This window comes from Pseudomonas sp. BRM28 (assembly GCF_002939405.1).
In the GTDB taxonomy this organism is placed as follows: Bacteria; Pseudomonadota; Gammaproteobacteria; order Pseudomonadales; family Pseudomonadaceae; genus Aquipseudomonas; species Aquipseudomonas palmensis.
Window position 1 is genome coordinate 2,971,550 of record NZ_PEFV01000001.1, and the last position, 23,407, is coordinate 2,994,956.

The following is a 23,407-nucleotide window of genomic DNA, read 5'->3' on the forward strand; positions in this document are numbered from 1 at the left end:
ATGAGCGTATCGCCGCAGTATTTCGAACAGCTGTTCGAGCACGATGAAGACCCCTGGGCCTTTCGGACCCGCTGGTACGAGAAGCGCAAGCGCGACCTGACCCTGGCCTGCCTGCCGCGCCAGTACTACACGCGCATCTTCGAGCCCGCCTGCGCCAACGGCGAGCTCAGTGCAGCGCTGGCCGAGCGCACCGAGGCCCTGCTGTGCCAGGACCTCAATGCCACTGCCGTGGAGCTTGCGCGCCGGCGCCTGGCAGCCTGCCCCCAGGCCAGTGTGAGCCAGGGCCACCTGCCCGGCGACTGGCCAGGGGGCGAGTTCGACCTGATCGTGCTCAGCGAGATCGGCTACTACCTCGACCCCGCGCAGTGGCTGCAGGTGATCGAACAGGCCGTGGCCAGCCTGAGCCCTGGCGGTGCGCTGCTGGCCTGCCACTGGCTGCACCCCATCGACGGCTGCCCGCAGGATGGCCGCCAGGTACACGCCCTGCTCGATCAGCGCCTGCCGCTGTACCGCGCCGTGCGCCACGAAGAAGCCGACTTCCTGCTCGAATACTGGTGTTGCCAGCCATGTGCCATTGACCTGCAGGAGCCTTGCCTATGATCGGCGTGATCGTCCCCGCGCATAACGAAGAACAGTACCTTCCGGCCTGCCTGCGCGCCCTCGGGCAGGCGGCGGCGCAGGCCGAGGCCCTAGGCGAGCGCGTAGAGATCGTGGTGGTGCTCGACCAGTGCAGCGATGCCAGCCAAGCCATTGCCCTGGCGCACGGCGTGCACACCCTGCAGGTCACTGCGCGCAACGTGGGCTACGCCCGGCGTGCCGGCGCCAGCTGGATGCTCGAGCGCGGCGCGCGCTGGCTGGCCTGCACCGACGCCGACAGCTGCGTGCCGGCCGACTGGCTGGTGTGCCAGCTGGACTGCGCCGCCGACGCCGTGTGCGGCACGGTGCACGTGGAGCAATGGCAGGCGCACCAGGATGCGGCGTTGCAGGCGCGTTACCTGGCCCACTACCAGGCCCGCGAGGACCACCGGCACATCCATGGCGCCAACCTGGGCATCTGCGCCAGGGCCTACCAGCGGGTCGGCGGGTTCCGGCCCGTGCCGCTGGACGAAGACGTGCAACTGATCAGCGACCTTGAACTGAGCGGCGCGCGCATCGTGTGGACGGCACGCAACAGCGTGTCCACCAGCAGCCGTGGCGACTGCCGGGCGCGGGGCGGCTTCGGCGACTTCCTCACCACGCTGGCGGCTACCCCGTGAGCCGTGGCGCGGCGCAGGTGCATATCGGCATCTCGGGCTGGCGCTATGTGCCGTGGCGGGGCGACTTCTACCCCGAGGGCCTGCGCCAGAAGGACGAGCTGCACTTCGCCTCGCGGGCGGTCAACAGCATCGAGATCAACGGCACCTTCTATGCGCTGCAACGTCCCGAGCGTTTCGCCGGCTGGGCGGCCGAAACGCCGCCAGGCTTCGTGTTCAGCGTCAAGGCGCCGCGCTTCATCACCCACGTGAAGCGCCTGCGCGAGATCGACGAACCGCTGGCCAACTTCTATGCCTCCGGCCCCCTGTCGCTGGGCAGCAAGCTGGGGCCGACCTTGTGGCAGTTCCCGCCGAACATGCGTTTTGACGAGGGGTTGTTCGATGCGTTTCTGGCGCGCCTGCCGCACACCGGCAAGCAGGCCAAGGCCCTGGCCGCGCAGTGTGCCGAGCGGATGCAGCGTGCGGGTTACCTGGAGGGCGCCGACCGGCAGGTGGTGCGCCATGCAGTGGAGGTGCGTCACGAGAGCTTTCTGGACCCGGCGTTCGTGGCGTTGCTGCGCAAGTACCGGGTAGCGCTGGTGGTGGCCGACACGGCGAAGAAGTGGCCGCATGTGGAGGACTTGACCAGCGACTTCGTGTACATGCGCCTGCATGGGGATGTGGCGCTGTACAGCAGCGGTTATTCGCAGGCGGCCCTGCGCGGCTGGCAAAAGCGTATCCAGGCGTGGAAACGCGGGGCGCAGCCTGGGGATGCGCGGTTGATCGATGCGGCGAGTGCGGCGCCGAAGGCGGCGCATCGCGATGTGTACTGCTACTTCGACAACGACATCAAGGTGCGCGCGCCCTATGACGCCAGACGGTTGCTGGAGCTGCTGAAGCTGGACAAGGGCCTGGAAGCGACACCGGGTGCTGCGCTGTAGGAGCCCGCCTGGCTGGCGAACCGGACACCGCGAAACACCGGCCAACGCAGCGCGCCCCTTCGCCGGCAACGCCGGCGCCTACATGCCGTTCACATACCCCTTGAGAAAATCGATCCAGGCCCGCACCTTGCGCGGCACGTGGTTGCTGGCCGGGTACAGCGCGTACACGCTCTGCTCGGCAAAGCGATACCCCGGCAATGCATCCAGCAGACGCCCGGTACGCAGGTCGTCCTCGATCAACCAGGCCGGCAGCAGCGCCACGCCCAGCCCCTGCAAGGCGAACGAACGCAGGATCGAGGCATTGTCTGCCACCATCACCGCCCGGCCCGAAGGCTCGTACACCGCCGCCTCCCCCCTCTGATCGAGCAACGCCCAACCGGCCTGGCGCTCGAAACGCCCATGCACCAGCCTGGGCAAGGCGTTGACCTGGGCAAGCGTCGCCCCCGGCACGCCCACGCCCGGCGCCATCACCAGGTGCACTGCATAGGTCTCCAGGCACACCCCGCGGTAGCCTGAATCCTGCGCCTGCCCTAACCGGATGGCCACGTCGAAGCGCTCCTGCACCAGGTCCGCGTGGCTGGTGTGGGTTTCCAGCCGCACGTTGAGCAACGGGTGCTCGCGCATGAACAGCTGCAAGGCCGGCGCCACCACGCGCAAACCGTACTCCACCGTGGAGGTGACCCGCAGGCTGCCCTGCAACCCGCCATGCTCGGCACGCGCCTGCTCGATGGCCAACCGCGCCTGCTCCAGCACCAGCAGGCACTGACGGTAGAAGCCCTCGCCGGCATCGGTCAACGCCACCCGGCGCGTGGTGCGGATCAGCAGGGTCACGCCCAGCTGCGCCTCCAGCTGCTTGATACCGAAGCTGACCGCGGCGCGGGTCTGGCACAGGCGTGTGGCCGCCGCCGTGAACGACCCCGCCTCCACCACGGCGCAAAACAGCTCGAAACGGTCCAGGCTGACCATGCAAAGGCCCCTTGATTGTCAAAATAATTCGACCAATCTGGCAGTATTGCGGGGCTTATTCAATCATCAGCACCGCCCTACACTGCGCCCATCGTTCTCCAGCGGCGCCCCGTCATGCCTTTTCGCAGCAAAGTCAGCCTGATCTTCCTGATGGGTTTTGCCCTCGACCTGCTCAACCTGTTCGTGCTCAACAGTGCCTACCCCGCCCTGCAGCGCCAGCTCGGCGCCTCGGTCACGCAGCTGGGCTGGGTCGGCAACGCCTACATGCTCGGCCTGACCCTGATCATCCCGCTGGGTAACGGGCTGGCGCAGCGCATCGGCGAGCGCGCCACCCTGCTGCTGTCACTGGCCCTGTTCGGCCTGGGCTGTGCCCTGGCAGGCTCGGCCCGGAGCATCGAGGCACTGATCGGCTGGCGCCTGCTGCAGGGCCTGGGTGGCGGCCTGCTGATCCCGGTGGGCCAGGCGCTGGCCTACCGCGCCTGCCCCGCCAGCGAGCGCGCCGGCCTCACCTCGCGGGTGATGATGGTGGCCCTGCTGGTGCCGGCGCTGTCGCCGGCGCTGGGCGGGCTGATGGCCGACCAGGGCGACTGGCGCTGGGTGTTCTTCGCCCTGCTTGCGCCCACCCTGGCGTGCGCCGCGCTGGTGCTGGCCTGGCTGCCCGGCGGTCGGCCCCAGCCCAGCGTACGGCCGGCCCTGGACCTGCGCCTGTTGCGCCAGCCACTGCTGCACACCGCCATGCTCATCTACCTGTGCGTACCGGGCGTGTTCATGGGGATCAACCTGGTGGCGGCACTGTACCTGCAAGGCACGCTTGGCCTGAGCGCCACTGCCACCGGCGGGCTGATGCTGCCGTGGGCCGCCGGTGCGCTGGCGGCGATCGCCCTGAGCCGGTGGCGCTTCAACGCACTGGGCCCACGCCCGCTGCTGCTGGCCGGCATGGGCATTCAAAGCCTGGCGGTGCTGGCGTTGGCCAGCCCCTGGCTGGTCGCCCACCCCGGTTGGCTGGTGCTGCTGTATGCGTTGCTGGGCCTGGGCAGCAGCCTGTGCAGCAGCACCGCGCAGACGGCGGCGTTCGTGGCGATCCCCGAGGCGGCCATGGGCGCGGCCAGTGCGTTGTGGAGCCTGAACCGGCAGTTGAGTTTCTTTTTCGGGGTGGCGTTGCTCGGCGCAGTGCTCGACTGGCGATTGCCGGGGCCTACAGCCTATGCGCAAGTGCTGGCGCTGGGCGCCGCGCTGACCTTGCTGCCCTTGCCCTGGGTGCTGCGCCTGCCGGGCGCCCGGGCCCTGTTTGTTCAACCTGTGGAGTGAGTGCAATGCCAGAGCGTAATGCGGGGTTTGAAGAGGTGCTGGAGGCGCATGTGCAGATCCGCCAGTGGCTGGCCGGCGAGGCACGGCCGCCGTTGCTGGAGCGCTTTGCCGAGGGGTTCTCGATGTTCACGCTCAAGGGCACGGTGCTCGACAAGGCGCAGCTGGAGGGTTTTTTTGCCCAGGCCTATGGCTCGCGGCCTGGCCTGCGCATCGAGATCGATGAGATGCACGACGTGGCGCCGGGGGTGGTGACCTATCGCGAGCATCAGCAGGATGACAGCGGCCAGACCACGCTACGCTGGTCGACGGTGGTGTTCGACGCGCAGGGCAAGTGGCTGCATTTGCAGGAGACCGCGGCACTTGCGTAACCCCATCGCGGGTCAAGCCCGCTCCCACAGGGGCCTCGCAGGGGGTGTGGGAGCGGGCTCGACCCGCGATGAAGCCGCCGCGGTCAGGCTTTCTTGCGCGAAGGCGCTGCCTTTCTGGCCGGCGCCTTCTTGCCCCCACCCAGGCTGCGCTTGAGCAACTCGGTGAGGTCGATGATGTCCGCACCCTTGCCCGCTGCCTGGTCTTCGGGTGCCTCCACGGTGGCGATCTTGCCCTGGCTGGCCTTCTCTTCCACCAGCGCCATGATGGTGTCCTTGAAGTCGTTGTGGTACTCCTGCGGCGTCCAGTGCCCGGCCATGTCCTCCACCAGACGCTTGGCCATCTGCAGCTCCTTCTTGTCCACCGTGGCCGCGCTCACGCTCTTGTCCAGCTCCAGCCCTTCGAGCCCGCGGACCTCATCGGGCCAGCGCAGGGTGATCATCACCAGGGCGTCCTCCAGCGGGCGCAGCAGCGCCAGGTGCTGCTGGGTATGCAGCACCACCTTGGCCAGCGCCACCTTGCCGGTGCTCTCCAGGGTCTGGCGCAGCAGCGCATAGACCTTGCCACCGCGCTTGTCCGGCGCCAGGTAGTACGGCGTGTCGAAGTGCTGCAGCGGGATCTCGTCACTGCCCACGAACGAGAAGATATCGATGGTCTGGGTGGCCTCGGGCCGCGCCTTGCGGATCTCGTCCTCGCTGATCACCACATAGCGGCCCTTCTCGAACGCCACGCCCTTGACGATATGCTCCTTGTCGATCTCCTTGCCGGTGACCTTGTTCACCCGCTTGTAGCCCACCGGGTCCATGCTGCGCTTGTCGAGCCAGTCGAAATCGACCCGGTCGCTGCTGACCGCCGTGGTCAGCGACACCGGGATATGCACCAGCCCGAAACTGATCGCGCCCTTCCAGATCGCCCTGCTGGCCATGCTCGTCTCCTCGCCTAAGGCAATGGGTTGCCACCGGTCACGCCAAACACTTCACCGGTGATGTAACTGGATTCCTGCGACGCCAGCAGCACGTACAACGGCGCACACTCGGCCGGCTGGCCGGGGCGCTTCATCGGCGTGTGCCCGCCGAAGTCGGGGATCTTCTCCGGCGGCTGCCCGCCGCTGGGCTGCAGCACCGTCCAGATCGGCCCCGGTGCCACCGCGTTGACGCGGATGCCGCGCTCGATCACCTGCTTGGCCAGGGCCTTGGTAAAGGCCACGATCGCCGCCTTGGTGGTGGCGTAGTCGAGCAGGGTCGCCGACGGCTGGTACGACTGGATCGATGCGGTATTGATGATGGTGGCCCCGGCCGGCATCAGCGGCACGGCCGCCTGGCACAGCCAGAACAGCGCGTACACGTTGGTCTTCATGGTGGCGTCGAACTGCTCGCTGCTGACCTGGCCCACCTGCTTGCGCGCCACCTGCTTGCCTGCCACGTTGACCAGGATGTCCAGCCCACCCAACTGGTCGTGGGCCTGGCTGACCAGTTCGCGGCAAAAGGCCTCGTCCTTGAGGTCGCCCGGCAAGGCGATGGCACGCCGGCCCTCGGCCTCGATCAACTGGATGACCTCCTTGGCATCGCTGTGCTCGATGGGCAGGTAGTTGAGCACGATGTCCGCACCCTCGCGGGCAAAGGCGATGGCCACCGCACGGCCGATACCGGAGTCGGCGCCCGTGATCAGCGCCTTGCGCCCCTGGAGCCGGCCAAAGCCCTGGTAGCTGTGCTCACCGTGGTCCGGCTTGGGTTGCATGCCGCTATCCAGCCCAGGCGCCGATTGGCCCTGGGCCGGAAACGGCGGTTGCGGGTACTGGGTCAGCGGGTTGCGCATGCTGTACTGGTTGCTGGGTTTTGGCGTCGACATCGGGATCCTCCGGTACGGTTCAGTGCCTCAGTGCGTGGGGGCCTGCCTGGCGCAGCCGCAGCCACTGGCAGAACAGGGTTTGCCGGCCGGGTGATGATCGGCGCAGGCCTGACAGCAATAAGACTTGCCTTCGCGTTGCACGGGGTTGTCGCCAACCTTGCAGTTGCAGTCCGGGCAGGCACAGGTCTGTTGGTCCATGGTCTTGACTCCTGAAGGTGATGGTCGTCATCGGTGGCGCCGTTTGGCGCCCCTGCAAGAAGTGACCGGCCCGCGCGCGCAATGGTTCAAGGCAGTTGGTCCGCTTGCGGCAAAGCCGATGAAACCCTGGCCGCTTTGTGACCTCCACAGAACACGAGGGGCCCTTTCGCCCCGGTACCGGAGACCGCCATGACAAGCCACCTGGTCAAGCTGTTCACCCAACCCAACTCGGCGTGGGCCGATATTCGCCACGACGAGGAGGCCCACCCGCGTCACTACCTGTCACACCTGCTGTTGCTGGCACTGATCCCCACCGTATGCCTGTTCATCGGGATCACCTCGGTGGGCTGGAGCCTGGCCGAAAACGAGAACGTGCGCCTGAGTGCCAGCAGCGCGTTGCAGCTGTGCATCCTGCTGTTTCTGGCGATCATGGCGGGCACGGTGCTGATGGGGGCATTCATCCGCTGGATGTCGCGTACCTTCGATGCACGCCCCACCCTCAACCAGTGCATCGGCTTTGCTGCCTACACTGCCACACCGTATTTCATAGCCGGGCTGGCCGGGCTGTACCCGAGCCGTTGGCTGGCGGTCACGATACTGGGCGCGGCCACGGTGTACGCGACCTTTCTGCTGTTCACCGGTCTGCCGACCTTCATGCGCATCCGCAAGGAAGACGGCCTGCTGTACTCGGCCAGCGTGTGGGGGGTGGGGTTGCTGGTGCAGGTGACCATCCTGGTGTCGATGATCCTGTTCTGGTTCAACACCCTGCAACCGGAATACCTGCGCCCGGCCGGCCTGGGCTAGCCGGGCGCATGGGGGTCAGGCGCGGTACAGCCTGCGCGGCTGCAGGCCCATGGTGCGGCGCTCTTCGCGGATCTGACCCACCAGGTCCGCGATGGCCCGCACGTCGGGCAAGGCGCTCAGCTGGATACCCGTGACCGTAAGCTCGGCATACTCGGCATCGGCCGGCAGGTGGATGGTCAGCGCCAATCCGTCGCTGCACGCCACTTCACAGCGCCATGGCAGAAAGGCGCCTTCTATCAGGCGACGCAGTTCCAGATCACACACTCCGTTCATTGGCATGATGCAACCCTCGATGTCTCAGGTGTAACCACTAGTAAGGGCCCCCCGGGCCCGACATTCAAATCGAAAACTCCAATACAGCCCCCGGCATCTGATTGACCGGGGCAATGAAACCGCACCGGCATGTTCAGCCGTTGCGCGTCACCGTCAGCCCCACCGCTGCAATGCGCTCGACCTGCTCGTAGCCAGGTTCGAGCAGTTGCTCGCCAAACACGTCAGGGTCCAGCTCCTGGTAGTGCCACGACCATTGCGGGGCGGTGAGCTGGGCACGGATGGCGGCCAGGAACGGGTCGTGCCCGTCGACCATCGCCACCCCGGTGTACAGCAGCAGCGTGCCGCCCTGGCTCAGGCGCCCGATTGCCTCGTTGACGATGCGCAGCGACAGGTCGGCGCCCAGGCTGCCGCCACCGTGCCGATAGGCGCGGCGGCCGGCATCGAGCATGTACGGCGGGTTGGCGACGATCAGGTCGAAGTTGCCGGTAATGCCCTGCAGTACATCGCTGTGCGCCACCGACACATTGGCCAGCCCGGCCAGGGCCACGTTGATCGCGCTCAGGCGCAGGGCGTCGGGGTTGATGTCCAGCGCGGTGACCTGGGCGTGCCGGCGTGCACGGCCGATCAGTATCGCCCCTACCCCGGCCCCGCAGCCGATATCCACCGCGTGGTTGATTTCGCTGAAGCGGCCCTGCAAGTGGCTGGCGATGAAGTGTGCGAAACGGTAGCTGTCGGGCCCGAAGAACACCGCATCGGCCTGCGTGGTGGGAAAGCCCGAATGCACGAACAGCAGGTCCTCCAGGCTCGACCAGCGCACCCGGCTGCGCCAGCAGTCGCCGTCTTCGTCGAGAATCTGTGCCACGCGCATCTGCGCCAGTTCGTCGGCCGACAGCAGCGAAGCGGTGAACGGACGGTTCCAGCCAAAAATGTCGCGCAGGGTGCGCGCCCGCGCCGCGCTCTGGCGCTCGTTGTTGCGCTGCTGGGTCAGCGGGGTGACGCAGGTGAAGCGGTAGCCGTCGGCCTGCAGGCGCCGGCCCAGTTGCAGCAGGGCCTTGTCCGCTTCAGGCTGGCAGGTGTTCAGCAGCATGGTGCACTCCTTCAGTTTAGGCCCGTGAGCTGGCGGTACATCCGCGTGGCCTGCAGGCCGCGCGGCAGTGCATGGCGGTTGCCGGCCATGGCGTCGATCAGGCGTTCGATACGGCACTGTGCGGGCAGCGCCTGCAGCTCGATGTCGAGCGCGGTGTCGTCCGAAGGCATCGAGGGTTGCAGGGCGCTGCCCTGGGTACGCTCGGGGTTGCCGGCCGGCTGCCAGTCGCCGGCAATCCAGTCATGCAGCAGCTGCTTTTCATACACGCTGAACACCCCGAACATCGCCGCGCCCGGCCCCTCGATCACCTGCCAGAAGCGGCTGAGCTGTGGGTCCTGCCCGCGCTTGATCCAGCCCTTCTGTTCCAGTACGCCAAGAAAGCCCGGCATGCTGCCCGGCTCGGCCAGCCATTGATTGACGGTGCGCCCCTGGAAGCGGCAGTAATCCGAATGCATGTGCTGGCCGAAGGCGCGCTTGCGTTCGAGCAGCGCCACCACCTCGGCCTCCAGGTCAAAGCCTGCGATGATCGCCGCCGAGCCCTGGCCCAGGTCGTTGAGCCGGTAGCCGGCGGCCACGCGCTGGTAGAAACGCCCGTCGTCCTGCTCCGGGCGCAACTGCTGCAGGGCCTGCACGGCCTTGCGTGCATGGCCGCTGCTGGCGTTGTCGATGGTGACGTGCAGGCGAAAGTACTGGGCATCCAGGCCCAGTTCGTCGAGCTCGTAGGCGCTGATCAGCAGGTGCAACGGCAGCTGCTCATAGCCCAGGTTGTAGCCGATCACCTCGGGCAGGAACATGTCGCTGTTGGCCCCCAGCGCCAGCTGCAGGCAGCCCTGCAGGTAACGCTCGTCGGGCAGCGGCACCGGCTCGTGGCAACCGGCCTCGGCCAGCAGGCGGCGATAGATCAGCACATGGTTGCAGGCCGGGTCGCCATCGCCCAGCTCTTCGAGGTAGATACGGATCAGCCCGTGATAGCGCGGGTCGGCCCAGTGTCGCAGCAGCCCGTGCAGCCAGGCGCCGTCCACCGCCTTGGTGGGGGCCACATGGTGCAGAAAGTACAGCGCGTGAGCGCGAGTGCTGAAATAGCGCCGGGGCGCGCCAGCCTTGCGCCCGGCCAGGTATTCGGAGTACTCGCCGGCAACTGCGGCGGTGCGCCGGTCGGTCCACGCGTCCAGTTCGCCCGGGGTTGCCGGCAGGTCGTCCTGCAGACCCTGGGTGCGCAGCAGTTGCTCGGCCAGCCAGGCGGCACTGCCCACCAGGTCACCGCGCAGCAGCGCCTGGTAGCGGTTGAGCAGGTCGCCGGCCTGAACCTGCGCCAGGTCGGCAGTCGGGCGGGTTGCGTTCATCACGGTCATGGCCGTTGTCCTCTTGGCTGCCCCTTGCAGTCGATATGCAAGGGAATGGGCGCTGCGCTGCAAAGTTCCACAGCCCCGCCAAGCGGATGAAAAAGTCGTGCGGGCTTACCGTTCGTCTCATGCACGCAAAGATTTTAAAACTTTGCCCCGTGGCCTATCTCCACACCTATGTGAGGTCCACAAGGCTTCGCATCCCAATGACATGAGGATCAGCATCATGGACAAGAAAGAAAACTCGGGAAACTTTGCCAACGACAAGAACAAGGCGTCGGAAGCCGGCAAAAAAGGTGGGCAGGCCTCCGGAGGCGGCGCTGGCAGCCAGGGCAACAGGAAGCCTGACGCCACCAAGTCTGACACCCGCAAACCAAGTGGTGGTGGTCGTAGCTGACGCTCGAGCGACCGGCGCACCGAGGGTGCGTCGGTCTTGAGGACTCTTGATGAAGCAGTACGTCATCCACTTTCATTGCCCGATCGATCAGGGCACCACCGAGCGCTTTCGCGACCGTTGCCTGCAGGCGATCGACGAAGGGGCCAGCGCCCTGCTGCTCAACCTGTCGACCATCGGCGGCAGCACCCACCTGGGGTTCTCGATCTACAGCTTCCTCAAGTCGCTGCCGGTGCCGGTCAGCGCGGTGAATGCGGGCAACATCGAATCCATGGGCATCGTGATGTACCTGGCCGCCAGCGAACGCCTGGCCGTGCCCCACTCGCGGTTTCTGATCCACCCCATGACCTGGCACTTCAGCCAGAGCGCGGTGGACCACTCGCGCCTGCGTGAATACCTGTCGAGCCTGAACAACGACCTGGAGCGCTATGCGCGGATCTTCGAACTGGAGACCGCCCATGCCGAGCGCAAACTGGACATCATCCACTGCCTGTCGGCCGAGGAACGGGTGATCCCTGCCTACGATTCGCTGGCCTGCGGCATGGCCCACCGGCTGGAACAGGTAGTGTTCGACACCGATGCCCGCCACCTCACCGTCAGCGCCGAACACTGATGTCGAACAATCAGACTGAATTATTTGGTGGCTGGAAGGTACTTAGTTAGGCGGTATGAGTGAACACGCATCGGTCACCACGTTGAAAGGATTTTCAGGGAACCATGAACAACGCAAAACTCTTCGTCATCGACTATCAATTGCACGGCAAACAGAAGTCCTTCGTGATTCGTGCCGAGGCGATGGACAACGCCGAAGCCTGGCACTGGGCCAGCTGTGACGCCGGGGTGGGGCATATTCCGCGCTATGGGCGCGAGAAGGTAAAGAAGGTCAGCAAGCCACTGGCCGAGCGGTACGGAATCACCGAGGTGACGTGGCGCCAGAGCCACTGAGACGGCGCTGCGGTCAGCGCGGGCCAGGCCCGCGCTGACCGCAGCACAACCCGGTCAACCCGGAATCAGCAAGCCGCGCTGCACCGCCGGCCGCGCCAGAAACGCGTCCAGCACGCGGCGAACCTCGACGAACTCTTCGATCCGCACCAGATCCCCCGCTTCGTAGAAACCGATCAGGTTGCGCACCCACGGCAGCGTGGCGATATCCGCGATGCCGTACTCGTCCATGATCCAGTCGCGCCCGTGCAGGCGCCGGTCCAGCACGCCCAGCAGGCGCCGCGCCTCGTCCACGTAGCGCTGCAGCGGGCGCTTGTCTTCATAGGCCTTGCCGGCGAACTTGTTGAAGAAGCCCACCTGGCCGAACATCGGGCCGATACCGCCCATCTGGAACATCAGCCACTGGATCGTCTCGTAGCGCGCAGCCGGGTCTTCAGGCAGCAGCTGGCCGGTCTTCTCGGCCAGGTACAGCAGGATCGCCCCCGACTCGAACAGCCCCAGCGGTTTGCCCCCCGGCCCGTGCGGGTCGAGGATCGCGGGGATCTTGTTGTTGGCACTGAGCGAGATGAACTCGGCGCTCAGTTGATCCTCGGTGGCAAAGTCCACCTTGTGCGCCTCGTAGGCCAGGCCCGTCTCTTCGAGCATGATCGACACCTTCACCCCGTTGGGCGTGGGCAGCGAATACAGTTGCAGGCGCTCGGGGTGGCGGGCAGGCCATTTGCGGGTGATGGGGTAGGCAGAAAGATCAGTCATCGGCAGCCTCTGGTTCGGCAGTGGCGCAGGCGCGCACCATCACCCAGTCACGGTGACGTTCCGGCCCGCAGACAAAAATGGCCTCGCCTACCTGGCGGAAGCCATTGCGTTGGTAAAAGCGGATCGCCCGGCTGTTGTGTTCGTTGACCGTCAGGCGGATCGCCCCGCCCACCTGGGCCAGGGTGTCCTCAAGCAGGCGCTGGGCCGCGCCCTGGCCATGGTGCTCGGGCAGTACGTAGCAGCGGCTCAGTTCCGGCAGGCCGTCGGCCGCCTCGATACCCAGCGCCTGCGCCGCCTTGTCGATCAGGGTGTAGCCCACCACCACGCCGTCATGCTCCAGCACGCGCAATTGCTTGGCACGGCTGATCAGGTGCAGGCAGAAGTGTTCGGGCTGAAGATGGCCTCGGATATAGGCGGCAAGCGCCTTGGCCGATGAATCGGCGGGGCTTGCCAGGGCGAAGGTCTGGCTGGCGATGTCGCTGAGGGCTTCAGCATCGGCCGGCCGGGCAGTACGGGTACTGAAAAGCATGCTGCAACATCCTGTCCAACGGGCGAACCTGCATGGTAGCCCGTTCCATCACCGACGCGACAGCACCCTACGCACTCAACGTCGCCGAAACAGCGGCCTGGGCTCGATCACCGAACGCCCGTAGAGCACGCTCATGCCCTGCAGGCCCTTGAGCGCGTCGGCTGCCGACTTGTCCTCGCGCACGGCAAAACTGTCGAAACCGCACTGGCGCATATGGCTCAGCTGGTCGCGCAGCACATCGCCGACAGCACGCAATTCGCCCTGCCAGCCCAGCCGCGTGCGCAGCAGGTAGGCCTGGCTGTAGCCACGGCCATCGCGAAACGAGGGGAAGTCGATGGCGATCAGCGGCAGCACGCCCAGCCACAACTGCAGCGACTCGACATCGTCATCCGGCCCCAGCCACAGCCCGTGATAACCACTGGGCTGCGCCAGCCAGCGGTGCAGCGGCAAAATCAGCGCGCCCGTCGGCAGCGGCGCCTCCTGCTCGCGCAGCAACTGCCAGCTGTCGCCCTCCACAAGCTGCGCCTGCCCTTGGCGTATCGCGATCACATTGCGCATGTGGACACCTCCGGCTGCCTGGCATAGACGCGCTCCTTGAACGGCTCCAGCCCCACCCGCGCCACGGTGTCGACGAAGGGCTCGTCGAGTTCGCGGTAGGCGCAGTAGGTGGCCACGATCTGCTCGATCACGCGGGGGATCTCGGCGGCGCTGAACGACGGGCCGATCACCTTGCCCAGTGCGCTGGCCTTGCCCTGCGCCCCGCCCAGGGTCACCTGGTACCACTCGCTGCCGTTCTTGTCGACGCCCAGGATGCCGATGTTGCCGATGTGGTGGTGGCCACAGGCGTTGATGCAGCCCGAGATGTTCAGGCTCAGCTCGCCCAGGTCGTGCAGGTAGTCGAGGTCGTCGAAGCGGCTCTGGATGGCCTGGGCGATGGGGATCGACTTGGCGTTGGCCAGCGCGCAGAAGTCGCCGCCCGGGCAGGCGATGATATCGGTCAACAGGCCGATGTTGGCGGTGCCCAGGCCCTGCTCGCAGGCCAGACGCCACAGCGGGTACAGGTCGGCCTTGCGGACATCGGGCAGGATCAGGTTCTGCTCGTGGGCGATGCGGATTTCACCGAAACCGAAGTGCTCCGACCAGTCGGCCACGTTGTCCATCTGCTCGGCGGTGAGGTCGCCGGGGGGCGCCGCCGGGCCGGGCTTGGTCGACAGCACCACGCTGGCATAGCCGGCCACCTTGTGCGGCTGCACGTTGCGCGAGACCCAGCGGGCGAAGGAGCGGTCCATGGCCAGGTGGGTGCCGTAGTCCAGGTCGCCGTCGGGCTGCGCGGCGTAGCATGGCGGCGCGAAGCCTTCGGCCACCCGCTGGAACTCGGCTTCGGTGAGCTGCGCCGGGCCGTCCTTGATGTGTTGCCATTCCTGTTCGACTTCACGGGCAAAAGCCTCGATGCCCAGTGCCTTGACCAGGATCTTGATGCGCGCCTTGTACTTGTTGTCGCGCCGGCCATGGCGGTTGTACACCCGCAGGATGGCCTCGACGTACGACAGCAGGTGCTCCCACGGCAGGCCCTCGCGGATCTGCAGGCCCAGGATCGGCGTGCGCCCCAGGCCGCCGCCGACCATCACCCGCAGGCGCATCTGCTGGCGTCCGTCGCGGTAAAGGTACAGGCCGATGTCGTGCATCATGATCGCTGCGCGGTCCTGGCGGGCCGAGCAGATGGCGATCTTGAACTTGCGCGGCAGGAACAGGAACTCGGGGTTGATGGTCGACCACTGGCGCAGGATCTCGGCCAGCGGGCGCGGGTCGATGATCTCGTCGGCGGCGACGCCGGCGAAGGCCTCGGTGGTGATGTTGCGCACGCAGTTGCCGGAGGTCTGGATCGCATGCATGTCGACCTCGGCCAGGCGCTGCAGGATATCCGGCACCTGGGCCAGTTCGACCCAGTTGAACTGGATGTTCTGGCGCGTGGTGAAGTGGCCGTAGCCGCGGTCGTAGTCGCGCGCGATGCTGGCCAAGGTGCGCATCTGGCGGGCGCCGAGGGTGCCGTAGGGGATGGCCACGCGTAGCATGTAGGCATGCTTTTGCAGGTACAGGCCATTTTGCAGGCGCAGTGGCAGGAATTCTTCTTCGCTCAGTTCACCGGCAGTGAAGCGCTGCACCTGGTCGCGGAACTGGGCTACGCGCTCGAACACCAGTGCACGATCGTATTCGTCGTAGTGATACATGGTCGGACCTCATCAGGGAGGCCGCTACTATGGCTTCGAGGTGTACTGGGTTACAGATTCAGGTTGGGGGGATTAATGCGGATCAGTTGACCCGGTGGCGCCTGTATCGCGGGTCAAGCCCGCTCCCACAGAACGTTCACAGCCCCTCAAGTCGGTGCACAACCTGTGGACCCGCGAAGGGCCCTTACAGGCCGACAGTATCGCTACGCTTGAGCTCGCCGATCTTCTCCAGCCGCGCCCGCACGATGTTGCGGCTGATGTTGAGCAGGCGCCCGGTCTGCAGCTGGTTGCCGTGGCAATAGCGGTACGCGGTGCGAAACACCGTCTCTTCGATATGCTCGTACAAATCCTCGACGTTCTGCTCGAACAGCGCCGTCAGCGCCGCCTCCAGGCTCGGCGCCTCGGGCGTCTGCAGGCGCAGCGGCTGGGCGCTCTCCTCCTGGCGGATACCCACCGAACGCATGTCCACCAGGTGCAGGTCGGCCGGCTGCACCACCTGCTGGCGGCACACCAGCAAGGCATGGTGAATGGCATTCTCCAGCTCGCGGATGTTGCCTGGCCAGCTGTGCCCCAGCAGTTTGCGCTCGCTCTCCAGGCTCAAGCTGGCGCGGCTGTAGCCCAGGCGCTGGCAATGCTCCTCGAGAAAGAACTCGGCCAGCGGCAGGATGTCGCCGGGGCGCTCGCGCAGCGGCGGCAGGCGGATGGTCGCCACGTGCAGGCGGTAGAACAGGTCTTCGCGAAAGTGCCCCGCCACCACCGCATCGGCCAGGTTGACGTTGGTGGCCGCCACCAGGCGCACGTTGATCGGGATCGGCGTGCGCGACCCCAGCCGCACCACTTCGCGTTCCTGGAGCACACGCAGCAGCTTGACCTGCATGTTCAACGGCAGGTCGCCGATCTCGTCGAGAAACAGCGTGCCGCCATTGGCCGCCTCGAACCAGCCCGCCTTGCTGTTGGTGGCCCCGGTGAATGCGCCCTTTTCATGGCCGAACAACTCGCTCTCCACCAGGGTTTCGGCAAAGGCGCCGCAGTTCACCGCCACGAACGGTTCGCGACCGCGCCGGCTCAACTGGTGGATATGCCGCGCCACCAGTTCCTTGCCGGTGCCGGTCTCGCCGATGATCAGGGTGTTGGCCTCGCTCGGCGCCAGGCGCTCGATACGGGCCAGCAGTTCCTGGGAGCGAGGGTCCTTGAACACCAGCACGGTGGCACGAACGGATTTGGTCAGTTCCCGGGCATGGGGATGGGTAATCAGCGACATGGTGCATTCCTGGCATTGATAGCGCCGGCCCATAGTGCACGAAACAAATTAGAACAAATAATTATTAATTCATCTTTGTATATTCCAATTTCACCTATCAGAAGCCACCTGCTGAGGCACTGCTGCCACAGCAGCACTCCGGCCCCGGCGGTTGCTTGCGAATCAGCAGCGCGGTGCTGGGCAGCGACTGGATAAAACCAGTAAAACCCTTTTTATTCAGCAGGTTGCGTGAACATTTCAGCATCTGGCACGGCTTTCGCTCTGCACCCGGCATCGTTGTTTTGCCCAAGGAAGCCCCTGATGAAATTCCCGCACTCCGTGGCCTTCGGCCTGAGCCTGCTCGCCCTCTCCTGCGCCGCCATGGCCGCCGACACCTACGCCCCCACGCCCGACCCGCTGCAGGGCGACGGGCGCGTTTCGGCGTTCTACCACTGGGAACAGGCGATCCCGGCCACCCCCGGCAGGTTGCTGCGCAGCGAGCCGCTGGAGCAGACCCTCAGCCTGCCCGGTGCGGCCAGCCAGCTGCGCATTCTCTACAGCTCCACCGACGGCATCGACGGCAAGACCCCGATCGCGGTCTCCGGCGCGCTGTTCATTCCCCAGGGCAAGGCCCCGGCAGGCGGCTGGCCGGTGGTCACCTGGGGGCATGGCACCGTCGGCGTGGCCGACATCTGCGCGCCGTCCTGGTCGGGCCGCTCGTACCGCGACGTGCAGTACCTGGCGCGCTGGCTGAACGAGGGCTATGCCATCGTGGCCACCGACTACCAGGGCCTGGGCGTGCCCGGCGGCCACCCGCTGCTGAACAACCGCATGGCCGCCTACGGCATCCTCGACGCGGCCCGCGCCGTGGTCAACGGGGTGCCGGGCCTGGCCAACAAGGTGCTGGTGGTCGGCCAGTCCCAGGGCGGCGCCGGGGCCTTCGCCTCTGCCGCCTATGCCCCCACCTACGCTCCGGACCTGGGCCTGAAGGGCAGCGTCGGTACCGGGGTGATCTACACCGTGGGCGCCAGCAACGTGGGTGAGCAGGACCCGAACAAGGTCGACGCGTCACTGGCCTACGGTTTCTACACCCTGCTGGCCGCGCAGCAATACGACCCGAGCATCGACCCGCGCGACTTCTACACCGACAAGGCCCTGCCACTGTTCGAACAGGCTCGCACCACCTGCCTGGCGTCGCTCACCGCCGATGTGATCGGCACCGGGCTGACCCCGGCCAACACGCGCAAGGCCAACGACGGCGCACAACTCAAGCCGTGGCTGGCGCAGGTCTCCTACCCGACGCTCAAGCTTGCGCAGCCGATCTTCATCGGCACCGGCGCCGAGGACAAGACCCCCGCTGCCGTCACCCAGGTCAGCCTGATGAAGGACGCCTGCGCTGCCGGCTCGGTGGTCGAGGGCCACCTATACAAGGGCCTGGGCCACAGCGAGACGGTCAATGCCTCGCTCAAGGACTCGCTGCCCTTCGCGCGCAAGGTGTTCAGCGACCAGCCCGTCACCCCTATCTGCAACCCCAGCGTGCAATAAGCCAGGAGCCTGCCCATGAGCATCGAATTCTTTACCCGCCTGCCGCTGCACGGTGAAACCCAGTTCCTGCCCGGCGACCCGCGCAACCGCGGCGACTGGCATGCCGGCGGCGCCAGCACCGGCGCGGTGTCGGGGTTTGCGGTCGGTGACCACTTCACCTACATCGACTACCTGGGGCAGATTGCCCGGGCCGCCGAAATCAACGGCTTCGGCGGTGCGCTGATGGTCAATGCGCCGTCCGGCGAAGAGCCCTGGACGGTATGCTCGCTGCTGGCCCGCGAAACCCGCACGCTGAAGTTCGTCACCGCGTTCCAGCCCTACCACTACACCCCGTGGGTGGCGGTGCAGCAGGCCGCCACCTACCAGCGCGCCAGCGGCAACCGGCTGGTGTGGAACATCATCAACGGCGGCTCGGACGCCCTCCAGCGCCAGGTCGGCGACCTGGCCGAGCACGACGAGCGCTACGCCCGCGCCACCGAGTTCATGGATGTGGTCAAGGGCTACTGGCACTCGGAGCACTTCCACTACGACGGGCGCTTCTACAAGGCCGAAGGCGGCGGCCTGCGCGGGCCGCAGAAAAAGGCCGAGCTGCCGCTGATCTGCACGGCCGGCTCGTCGATTGCCGCCCGCGAGTTCGCTGCAAAGCATGCCGACTTCTACCTGATGCGCGCCGAGCACCCCGACGAGATCGCCGCGCTGATCGCCGACATCCGCCAGCGTGCGCTCACGTTCGGCCGCAGCGACATCCGCTTCGGCCTGTCGATCGACGTGATCGCCCGCGAGACCGAGGCACTGGCGCTGGCCGAAGCCAAGCGCTTTTTCGACGAGGGCGTGGCCAGGGGGGCCGCCAAGGCCAAGGCGGCCCACGAAGGGCTGCGTACCGCGCGCAAGCTCAGCTACGAGGAGGACTACCGGCCCGAGCACGACGAGCGTGCCTTCGACGATTTCTTCATCTACCCCAACGTGTGGTCGGGCTTCAGCCACATCGGCATCCCGCCGGGCCTGGCGCTGGTGGGCAGCTACGCCAACGTGGTGGCGCGCATTCGCGAGTACAACGCGCTGGGCATCGACCTGTTCTTCCTGGCCGGCTACCCGCACCTGGAAGAAGCCTACCGCCTGGGCGAGCACGTCCTGCCGCACTTTCGCGGTGAACGGCAGGCGCTGAGCCGGCCCGTGCAGGCCACCGCGCAGTTGCGCGCGGCAGGAGCCTGAGCCATGAACCCCAACCACTACAGCCGGCGCCAGTTCATCGGCCAGGGCCTGGCCATGGGCGGCGGCCTGCTGCTGGGCACCAGCCTGCTCAGCGGCTGCGGCCCGGATGACGCCCCCGCCCCCGCCGCCGGGGTTGCCCAGCCGCGGCACGGCGGGCGCCTGCGCCTGGGCATCCTGGACGGCGGCCAGACCGGCAACCTCGACGCCCACAAGCCCATCGGCAGCGGCATCGTGCGCGGCTTTGCGCTGTACAGCAAACTGTGGGAATGGGACGAGCAGATGCAGCCGCGCCTGGCCCTGGCCGAGTTCGCCGAGGCCAGCAGCGACGCGCGCAGCTGGACCCTGCGCCTGCGCCAGGGCCTGGAATTCCACAACGCCAAGACCATCGATGCCGACGACCTGATCTTCTCGATCCGCCGCCTCACCGACCCGCAGCTGGCTTCGCCCTACGCCGCCTTGCTGCACTGGGTGGACCGCGACAACCTGGTCAAGCTCGACAACCGCACGGTGCGCCTGAGTTTCAAGGACGGCCGCAGCTTCCTGCCACTGCCGGAAACCTGGGTGAATTTCGGCGGCATCGTGCCGGTGGACTATCACCCGGTCACCAACCCGGTCGGCGCAGGGCCCTACCGGTTCAAGAGTTTCACCCCCGGCCAGCGTTCGGTGTTCAGCCGCTTCGAGAACTACTACAAGGCCGGCAGGCCGTATGCCGATGAACTGGAGATCATCGACTTCAAGGACCAGGTCTCGCGCCTGGCCGCGGTGCGTGCCGGGCAGATCGACATGGCCAACGGCATGCCCAGCGAGCAGTTGCAGGTGCTCGAGCGCGACCCGCGGCTGAACCTGGTGACGTCGATCAGCGGCAACTGGCTGTCGTTCGAAATGAACACCAGCAAGCCGCCATTCAACGACCCGCGGGTGCGCGAGGCACTGCGCCTGCTGGCCGACCGCGACGAGCTGGTGCGCCGCGCCCTCAACGGCCAGGGCCGCGTGGCCAACGACCTGTACGCCCCGTTCGACCCCACCTTCAACCACGCCCTGCCCCCGCGTGCCCATGACCCGCAGCGCGCCGCGCAACTGCTGCGCGAGGCTGGCCAGGAACACCTGCGGGTGGAACTGGTGACCACCGCCGGGCCGGCGCTGGCCTCGGCGCTGGTGCTGGCCGAGCAGGCCAGGCGCATCGGCGTGACCCTCGATGTGCGCCAGGTGGACAGCGCCACCTTCAACGGCCCGCAGCAGGACCAGTGGCTGCTGAGCACCGGCGGCACCATCGGCGCGCCGTTCCTGGCCAGCGCCATGCACACCGACGCGCCGTTCGCGGTGGCCAACAAGACCCACTTCGACGACCCGCAGTTCACCCAGCTGTTTCTGCAGGCCATGGCCCAGCCGGACCTGGCCAGGCGCACCGCACTGGTTCACCAGGCGCAGCAGATCCAGTACGACAAGGGCGGCCTGCTGATCTGGGGCTACGCCAACCTGCTCGATGCGTTTTCACGCAAGGTCGGCGGCGCGGCGCCGGAGCAGACGTTGTTCAGCACCTGGCGTTTTGAAAACCTGTGGTTGAACAACGCCGCCTGAGCGCTCTGAAAAGTACAAGCGCACCCCTGTAAAAGGCATTTTTCCGTTACACCGCTACCGCCATCATGGCGGCAGCGGCGCTTGCCGCGCCTAACAACAAAAACGGAAAAATGCCATGTCAGCGCACGCCCGCCTGCCGTTGGCGGTACTCGCCCGGCGTCACCTGCGCATAGCGCAGGAAAAACCGGCTGAAGTACGCCGGGTCCTTGAAGCCCAGGCTGTAACAGATCTCGTTGGCCGAACTGCCGGTGAACAGCAGCAGGCGCTTGGCTTCCTGCATCAGCCGCTCCAGGATCAGGCGCTTGGACGGCAGGTCGGCGATACGCCGGCACACGTCATTGAGCCGCGCCTCGGTCACCCCTACCCCCAGCGCATAGCGCGACAGCGGCCAGTGCTCCAGGTAATGCGCCTCGATCAGCTCGTTGAAGCGGTGGAACACCTGCAGGTCCTCATGCCGGGTCTGGCGCGCCGGCAGCGAGCGCGCGCACAGGCGCAGCAGGCTGAGCATGATCAGCCGGGTCAGGCTGTCCAGCGCCGGGCCACGGCCCACCTGCGCGGCATTGATCTCGCGGTGCAGCTCGTCGAACAGCAGCACCAGGCGCCGCGCCTCGTCGGCAAACCGTCCCTCCAGCCCGCTCAGCGCCACGCACGCCGGCGCCACCTGCGGCCCAGGCGCCAGCGCAGGGTCGGCTTCGAGCAGTTGCCATACCAGTTGCTGGCGCACGGTCAGCACGTGGCCATCGGCGTCGGGCTCGGTGACGAACGAGTGCGGGATGGTCGGCGGGGTAAGGAAGAACATCGGCCCCGACTCCACGTACTGCTGGTCGTCCAGGTACACCCGCACCGTGCCGCTCTTGACGTAATGCACCTGAAAGTAGCGGTCGTGGCGGTGCACCGGCATGTTGCGGCCGAAAAAGCCGGCCAGGTTGCCGAGCTTGTCGTAGTGCACCTCGGCATCGCTGTACCGCTGGTCGTAGACCTGCCCGATGTTGATGTTGGGAATCGGCGTGCGTTCGTTCATGACGGGGTTTCCTGCTGTGTTCCTGTTCTGCCGGCAGCTTAACGCCTGACACGCGCCGCTTGCCTTTCGTTAACATCTTAATTATAACGTTAACACATTAACGATTTGTCCCGCAGGGTGCTTGCCGCCCTGCCCTTGCCAGGAGAAGAGCATGAGCCGTGCCCTGCACGACGTTGCCACCGGCACCCTGTTCGGCGTTGCGCTGAACTACCAGGGGTTGCTGAACCAGCGTCTCGCCGAATTCGAACAGGCGCCGTACCAGAAGCCCCCGGTCAAGCCGGTGCTGTTCATCAAGACCCCCAACACGCGCAACCGCCATGGCGCCCCGGTGGTGTACCCACAAGGTGTCGAACGCCTGCAGCCAGGCCCGGCGCTGGGCGTGGTGATCGGCAAGCGCGCCAGCCGCGTGAGCGTCGAACAGGCCCTGGAGCACGTGGCCGGCTACACCATCGTCAACGAGTTCAGCCTGCCTGAAGACAGCTACTACCGCCCGGCGGTCAAGGCCAAGTGCCGCGATGGTTTCTGCGTACTCGGCCCTGAGCTGGTGCCGACCGCGCAGGTGGCCGACCCGCATCAGCTGGCCATCGAGCTGTTCGTCAATGGCGAACTGCGCCAGCACAACAGCACCGCCAACCTGGTGCGCAAAATCCCGCAGCTGATCGCCGAGATCAGCGAGTTCATGACCCTGCACGCAGGCGACGTGCTGATTACCGGCACCCCCGAAGGCCGCGTGGACGTGCTGCCAGGCGATCAGGTCGAGGTCCGGATCAGCGGCCTGGGCCGCCTGGCCAACCCGATCGTGGCCGAACAGGAGCAACGCTGATGAAACACGCCCGTATCCGTTACCAGGGCCAGGACCACGCCGTGACCGTGGAAGATGGCAACAACGTGCGCCTGGCCGATGGCCGCCTGCTCGCCGAGCACGAGGTGCAGTGGTTGCCGCCGGCCACCGGCAGCATGTTCGCGCTGGGCCTGAACTACGCCGACCACGCCGCCGAACTGGCCTTTGCCGCACCCACCGAGCCGCTGGCCTTCGTCAAGTCGCCCGGTACCTACACCGGCCACAACCAGGTCACCTGGCGCCCGGACAACGTCAAGTACATGCACTACGAGTGCGAGCTGGTGGCGGTGATCGGCAAGCCGGCGCGCAACGTCAGGCGCGAGGACGCGCTGCAGTACCTGGCCGGCTACACGGTGTGCAACGACTACGCGATCCGCGACTACCTGGAGAACTACTACCGCCCCAACCTGCGGGTGAAGAACCGCGACGCCACCACTCCGGTGGGCCCGTGGATGGTCGATGTGGCCGATGTGCCGGATGCGTCCAACCTCACCCTGCGCACCTGGATCAACGGTGAGCTCAAGCAGCAGGGCAGCACCCGCGACATGATCTTCGACATCCCCTACCTGATCGAATACCTGTCCAGCTTCATGACCCTGCAACCGGGCGACATGATCGCCACCGGCACCCCTGAAGGCCTGGCCGACGTGGTGCCGGGTGATGAAGTGGTGGTGGAAGTGGAAGGTGTCGGCCGCCTGGTCAACCGCATTGTCAGCGAAGCCGAGTTCTTCGCCCTGAACCCGCAAGAGGCATGAACC

General features: G+C 66.5%; 27 protein-coding genes. 14 read left to right on the forward strand and 13 right to left on the reverse strand.

The window, feature by feature from the left end; genetic code table 11:
* Genes CR917_RS14040 through CR917_RS14050 form a run of 3 tightly spaced genes read left to right on the forward strand, consistent with a single transcriptional unit; the run spans window position 1 to window position 2,173 of the window.
* Complete coding sequence (locus CR917_RS14040; RefSeq protein ID WP_054914437.1) at window positions 1-600, forward strand: trans-aconitate 2-methyltransferase; 600 nt, start codon at window positions 1-3, stop codon at window positions 598-600.
* The gene (locus CR917_RS14045) at window positions 597-1,256 is read left to right on the forward strand and encodes a glycosyltransferase family 2 protein (protein ID WP_043860031.1); all 660 of its coding nucleotides are present in this window, start codon (window positions 597-599) and stop codon (window positions 1,254-1,256) included. The genes CR917_RS14040 and CR917_RS14045 overlap by 4 nt, the downstream gene beginning before the upstream one ends.
* Window positions 1,253-2,173, forward strand: coding sequence for a DUF72 domain-containing protein (locus CR917_RS14050; RefSeq protein WP_078481219.1), 921 nt, complete (start codon window positions 1,253-1,255; stop codon window positions 2,171-2,173). The genes CR917_RS14045 and CR917_RS14050 overlap by 4 nt, the downstream gene beginning before the upstream one ends.
* Window positions 2,174-2,251: 78 nt before the next feature.
* Here the strand turns inward: CR917_RS14050 and CR917_RS14055 are convergent, their stop codons facing one another.
* Window positions 2,252-3,139, reverse strand: a complete 888-nt coding sequence (locus CR917_RS14055) for a LysR family transcriptional regulator (RefSeq protein ID WP_088515079.1) — start codon at window positions 3,137-3,139, stop codon at window positions 2,252-2,254.
* Between the two features lie 114 nt (window positions 3,140-3,253).
* On the opposite strand from CR917_RS14055, the gene CR917_RS14060 reads away from it, so the two are divergent.
* Together CR917_RS14060 and CR917_RS14065 are read left to right on the forward strand one after the other, a co-directional pair.
* Window positions 3,254-4,447: an MFS transporter gene (locus CR917_RS14060; protein ID WP_104572497.1), complete on the forward strand. Its 1,194-nt coding sequence runs from the start codon at window positions 3,254-3,256 to the stop codon at window positions 4,445-4,447.
* A 5-nt stretch (window positions 4,448-4,452) separates the two neighbouring features.
* Entirely contained in the window at window positions 4,453-4,815 is a 363-nt protein-coding gene (locus CR917_RS14065; protein WP_104572498.1) for a DUF4440 domain-containing protein, read from the forward strand.
* Window positions 4,816-4,898: 83 nt separating this feature from the next.
* On the opposite strand, the gene CR917_RS14070 is transcribed toward CR917_RS14065, so the two are convergent.
* The 3 genes from CR917_RS14070 to CR917_RS14080 are packed head-to-tail and all read right to left on the reverse strand — an operon-like array spanning window position 4,899 to window position 6,859.
* Window positions 4,899-5,738 carry a Ku protein gene (locus CR917_RS14070; RefSeq protein ID WP_043860036.1) on the reverse strand — a complete coding sequence of 280 codons (840 nt, stop codon included), beginning with the start codon at window positions 5,736-5,738 and terminating at the stop codon, window positions 4,899-4,901.
* Window positions 5,739-5,752: 14 nt separating this feature from the next.
* Window positions 5,753-6,661: an SDR family oxidoreductase gene (locus CR917_RS14075; RefSeq protein WP_043860037.1), complete on the reverse strand. Its 909-nt coding sequence runs from the start codon at window positions 6,659-6,661 to the stop codon at window positions 5,753-5,755.
* 27 nt (window positions 6,662-6,688) lie between these two features.
* Entirely contained in the window at window positions 6,689-6,859 is a 171-nt protein-coding gene (locus tag CR917_RS14080) for a metallothionein (protein WP_043860038.1), read from the reverse strand.
* Window positions 6,860-7,048: 189 nt separating this feature from the next.
* Between CR917_RS14080 and CR917_RS14085 the strand changes: the two genes are divergently transcribed.
* Window positions 7,049-7,663, forward strand: coding sequence for a Yip1 family protein (locus CR917_RS14085; protein ID WP_043860039.1), 615 nt, complete (start codon window positions 7,049-7,051; stop codon window positions 7,661-7,663).
* 15 nt (window positions 7,664-7,678) lie between these two features.
* On the opposite strand, the gene CR917_RS14090 is transcribed toward CR917_RS14085, so the two are convergent.
* The 3 genes from CR917_RS14090 to CR917_RS14100 all read right to left on the reverse strand — a co-directional run bounded on the left by CR917_RS14090 (window position 7,679) and on the right by CR917_RS14100 (window position 10,375).
* The gene (locus CR917_RS14090) at window positions 7,679-7,942 is read right to left on the reverse strand and encodes a DUF1652 domain-containing protein (protein WP_043860040.1); all 264 of its coding nucleotides are present in this window, start codon (window positions 7,940-7,942) and stop codon (window positions 7,679-7,681) included.
* A 127-nt stretch (window positions 7,943-8,069) separates the two neighbouring features.
* Complete coding sequence (locus CR917_RS14095) at window positions 8,070-9,023, reverse strand: class I SAM-dependent methyltransferase (protein ID WP_043860041.1); 954 nt, start codon at window positions 9,021-9,023, stop codon at window positions 8,070-8,072.
* 11 nt (window positions 9,024-9,034) lie between these two features.
* A complete protein-coding gene (locus CR917_RS14100) occupies window positions 9,035-10,375 on the reverse strand; it encodes an iron-containing redox enzyme family protein (protein WP_104572499.1) in 1,341 nt (446 codons plus the stop codon).
* A gap of 214 nt (window positions 10,376-10,589) precedes the next feature.
* Between CR917_RS14100 and CR917_RS14105 the strand changes: the two genes are divergently transcribed.
* The 3 genes from CR917_RS14105 (at window position 10,590) to CR917_RS14115 (ending at window position 11,705) form a co-directional block, all read left to right on the forward strand.
* Window positions 10,590-10,763: a KGG domain-containing protein gene (locus CR917_RS14105; protein WP_371920451.1), complete on the forward strand. Its 174-nt coding sequence runs from the start codon at window positions 10,590-10,592 to the stop codon at window positions 10,761-10,763.
* Window positions 10,764-10,812: 49 nt separating this feature from the next.
* Window positions 10,813-11,373, forward strand: a complete 561-nt coding sequence (locus CR917_RS14110) for an ATP-dependent Clp protease proteolytic subunit (protein ID WP_043860043.1) — start codon at window positions 10,813-10,815, stop codon at window positions 11,371-11,373.
* Window positions 11,374-11,477: 104 nt separating this feature from the next.
* The gene (locus CR917_RS14115; RefSeq protein WP_043860044.1) at window positions 11,478-11,705 is read left to right on the forward strand and encodes a DUF6555 family protein; all 228 of its coding nucleotides are present in this window, start codon (window positions 11,478-11,480) and stop codon (window positions 11,703-11,705) included.
* A gap of 54 nt (window positions 11,706-11,759) precedes the next feature.
* Here CR917_RS14115 and CR917_RS14120 read toward each other — a convergent pair whose 3' ends face one another.
* The 5 genes from CR917_RS14120 to CR917_RS14140 form a co-directional block, all read right to left on the reverse strand.
* Window positions 11,760-12,455, reverse strand: coding sequence for a glutathione S-transferase N-terminal domain-containing protein (locus tag CR917_RS14120; RefSeq protein ID WP_104572500.1), 696 nt, complete (start codon window positions 12,453-12,455; stop codon window positions 11,760-11,762).
* On the reverse strand, window positions 12,448-12,984 hold the full coding sequence (locus CR917_RS14125; RefSeq protein WP_043860046.1) for a GNAT family N-acetyltransferase: 537 nt from the start codon (window positions 12,982-12,984) through the stop codon (window positions 12,448-12,450). The genes CR917_RS14120 and CR917_RS14125 overlap by 8 nt, the downstream gene beginning before the upstream one ends.
* Window positions 12,985-13,059: 75 nt before the next feature.
* Window positions 13,060-13,542: a DUF934 domain-containing protein gene (locus CR917_RS14130; protein WP_043860047.1), complete on the reverse strand. Its 483-nt coding sequence runs from the start codon at window positions 13,540-13,542 to the stop codon at window positions 13,060-13,062.
* Window positions 13,530-15,212, reverse strand: coding sequence for a nitrite/sulfite reductase (locus CR917_RS14135; protein WP_043860048.1), 1,683 nt, complete (start codon window positions 15,210-15,212; stop codon window positions 13,530-13,532). Before CR917_RS14135 ends, CR917_RS14130 begins: the two co-directional genes overlap by 13 nt.
* Before the next feature lie 184 nt (window positions 15,213-15,396).
* Entirely contained in the window at window positions 15,397-16,473 is a 1,077-nt protein-coding gene (locus tag CR917_RS14140; protein WP_043860049.1) for a sigma-54-dependent Fis family transcriptional regulator, read from the reverse strand.
* Between the two features lie 300 nt (window positions 16,474-16,773).
* On the opposite strand from CR917_RS14140, the gene CR917_RS14145 reads away from it, so the two are divergent.
* The 3 genes from CR917_RS14145 to CR917_RS14155 are packed head-to-tail and all read left to right on the forward strand — an operon-like array spanning window position 16,774 to window position 20,787.
* Window positions 16,774-17,997 (forward strand): lipase family protein, encoded by a 1,224-nt coding sequence (locus CR917_RS14145; RefSeq protein WP_104572501.1) that lies wholly within the window; start codon window positions 16,774-16,776, stop codon window positions 17,995-17,997.
* Between the two features lie 15 nt (window positions 17,998-18,012).
* A complete protein-coding gene (locus CR917_RS14150; RefSeq protein ID WP_043860051.1) occupies window positions 18,013-19,209 on the forward strand; it encodes an LLM class flavin-dependent oxidoreductase in 1,197 nt (398 codons plus the stop codon).
* 3 nt (window positions 19,210-19,212) lie between these two features.
* A complete protein-coding gene (locus tag CR917_RS14155; protein ID WP_104572502.1) occupies window positions 19,213-20,787 on the forward strand; it encodes an ABC transporter substrate-binding protein in 1,575 nt (524 codons plus the stop codon).
* Between the two features lie 118 nt (window positions 20,788-20,905).
* Here CR917_RS14155 and hpaA read toward each other — a convergent pair whose 3' ends face one another.
* Window positions 20,906-21,808, reverse strand: a complete 903-nt coding sequence (gene hpaA, locus CR917_RS14160; protein WP_043860076.1) for a 4-hydroxyphenylacetate catabolism regulatory protein HpaA — start codon at window positions 21,806-21,808, stop codon at window positions 20,906-20,908.
* Window positions 21,809-21,959: 151 nt separating this feature from the next.
* On the opposite strand from hpaA, the gene CR917_RS14165 reads away from it, so the two are divergent.
* The gene (locus CR917_RS14165) at window positions 21,960-22,631 is read left to right on the forward strand and encodes a fumarylacetoacetate hydrolase family protein (protein ID WP_104572503.1); all 672 of its coding nucleotides are present in this window, start codon (window positions 21,960-21,962) and stop codon (window positions 22,629-22,631) included.
* On the forward strand, window positions 22,631-23,404 hold the full coding sequence (locus tag CR917_RS14170) for a fumarylacetoacetate hydrolase family protein (protein ID WP_054914429.1): 774 nt from the start codon (window positions 22,631-22,633) through the stop codon (window positions 23,402-23,404). The genes CR917_RS14165 and CR917_RS14170 overlap by 1 nt, the downstream gene beginning before the upstream one ends.
* Window positions 23,405-23,407 lie beyond the last annotated feature (3 nt).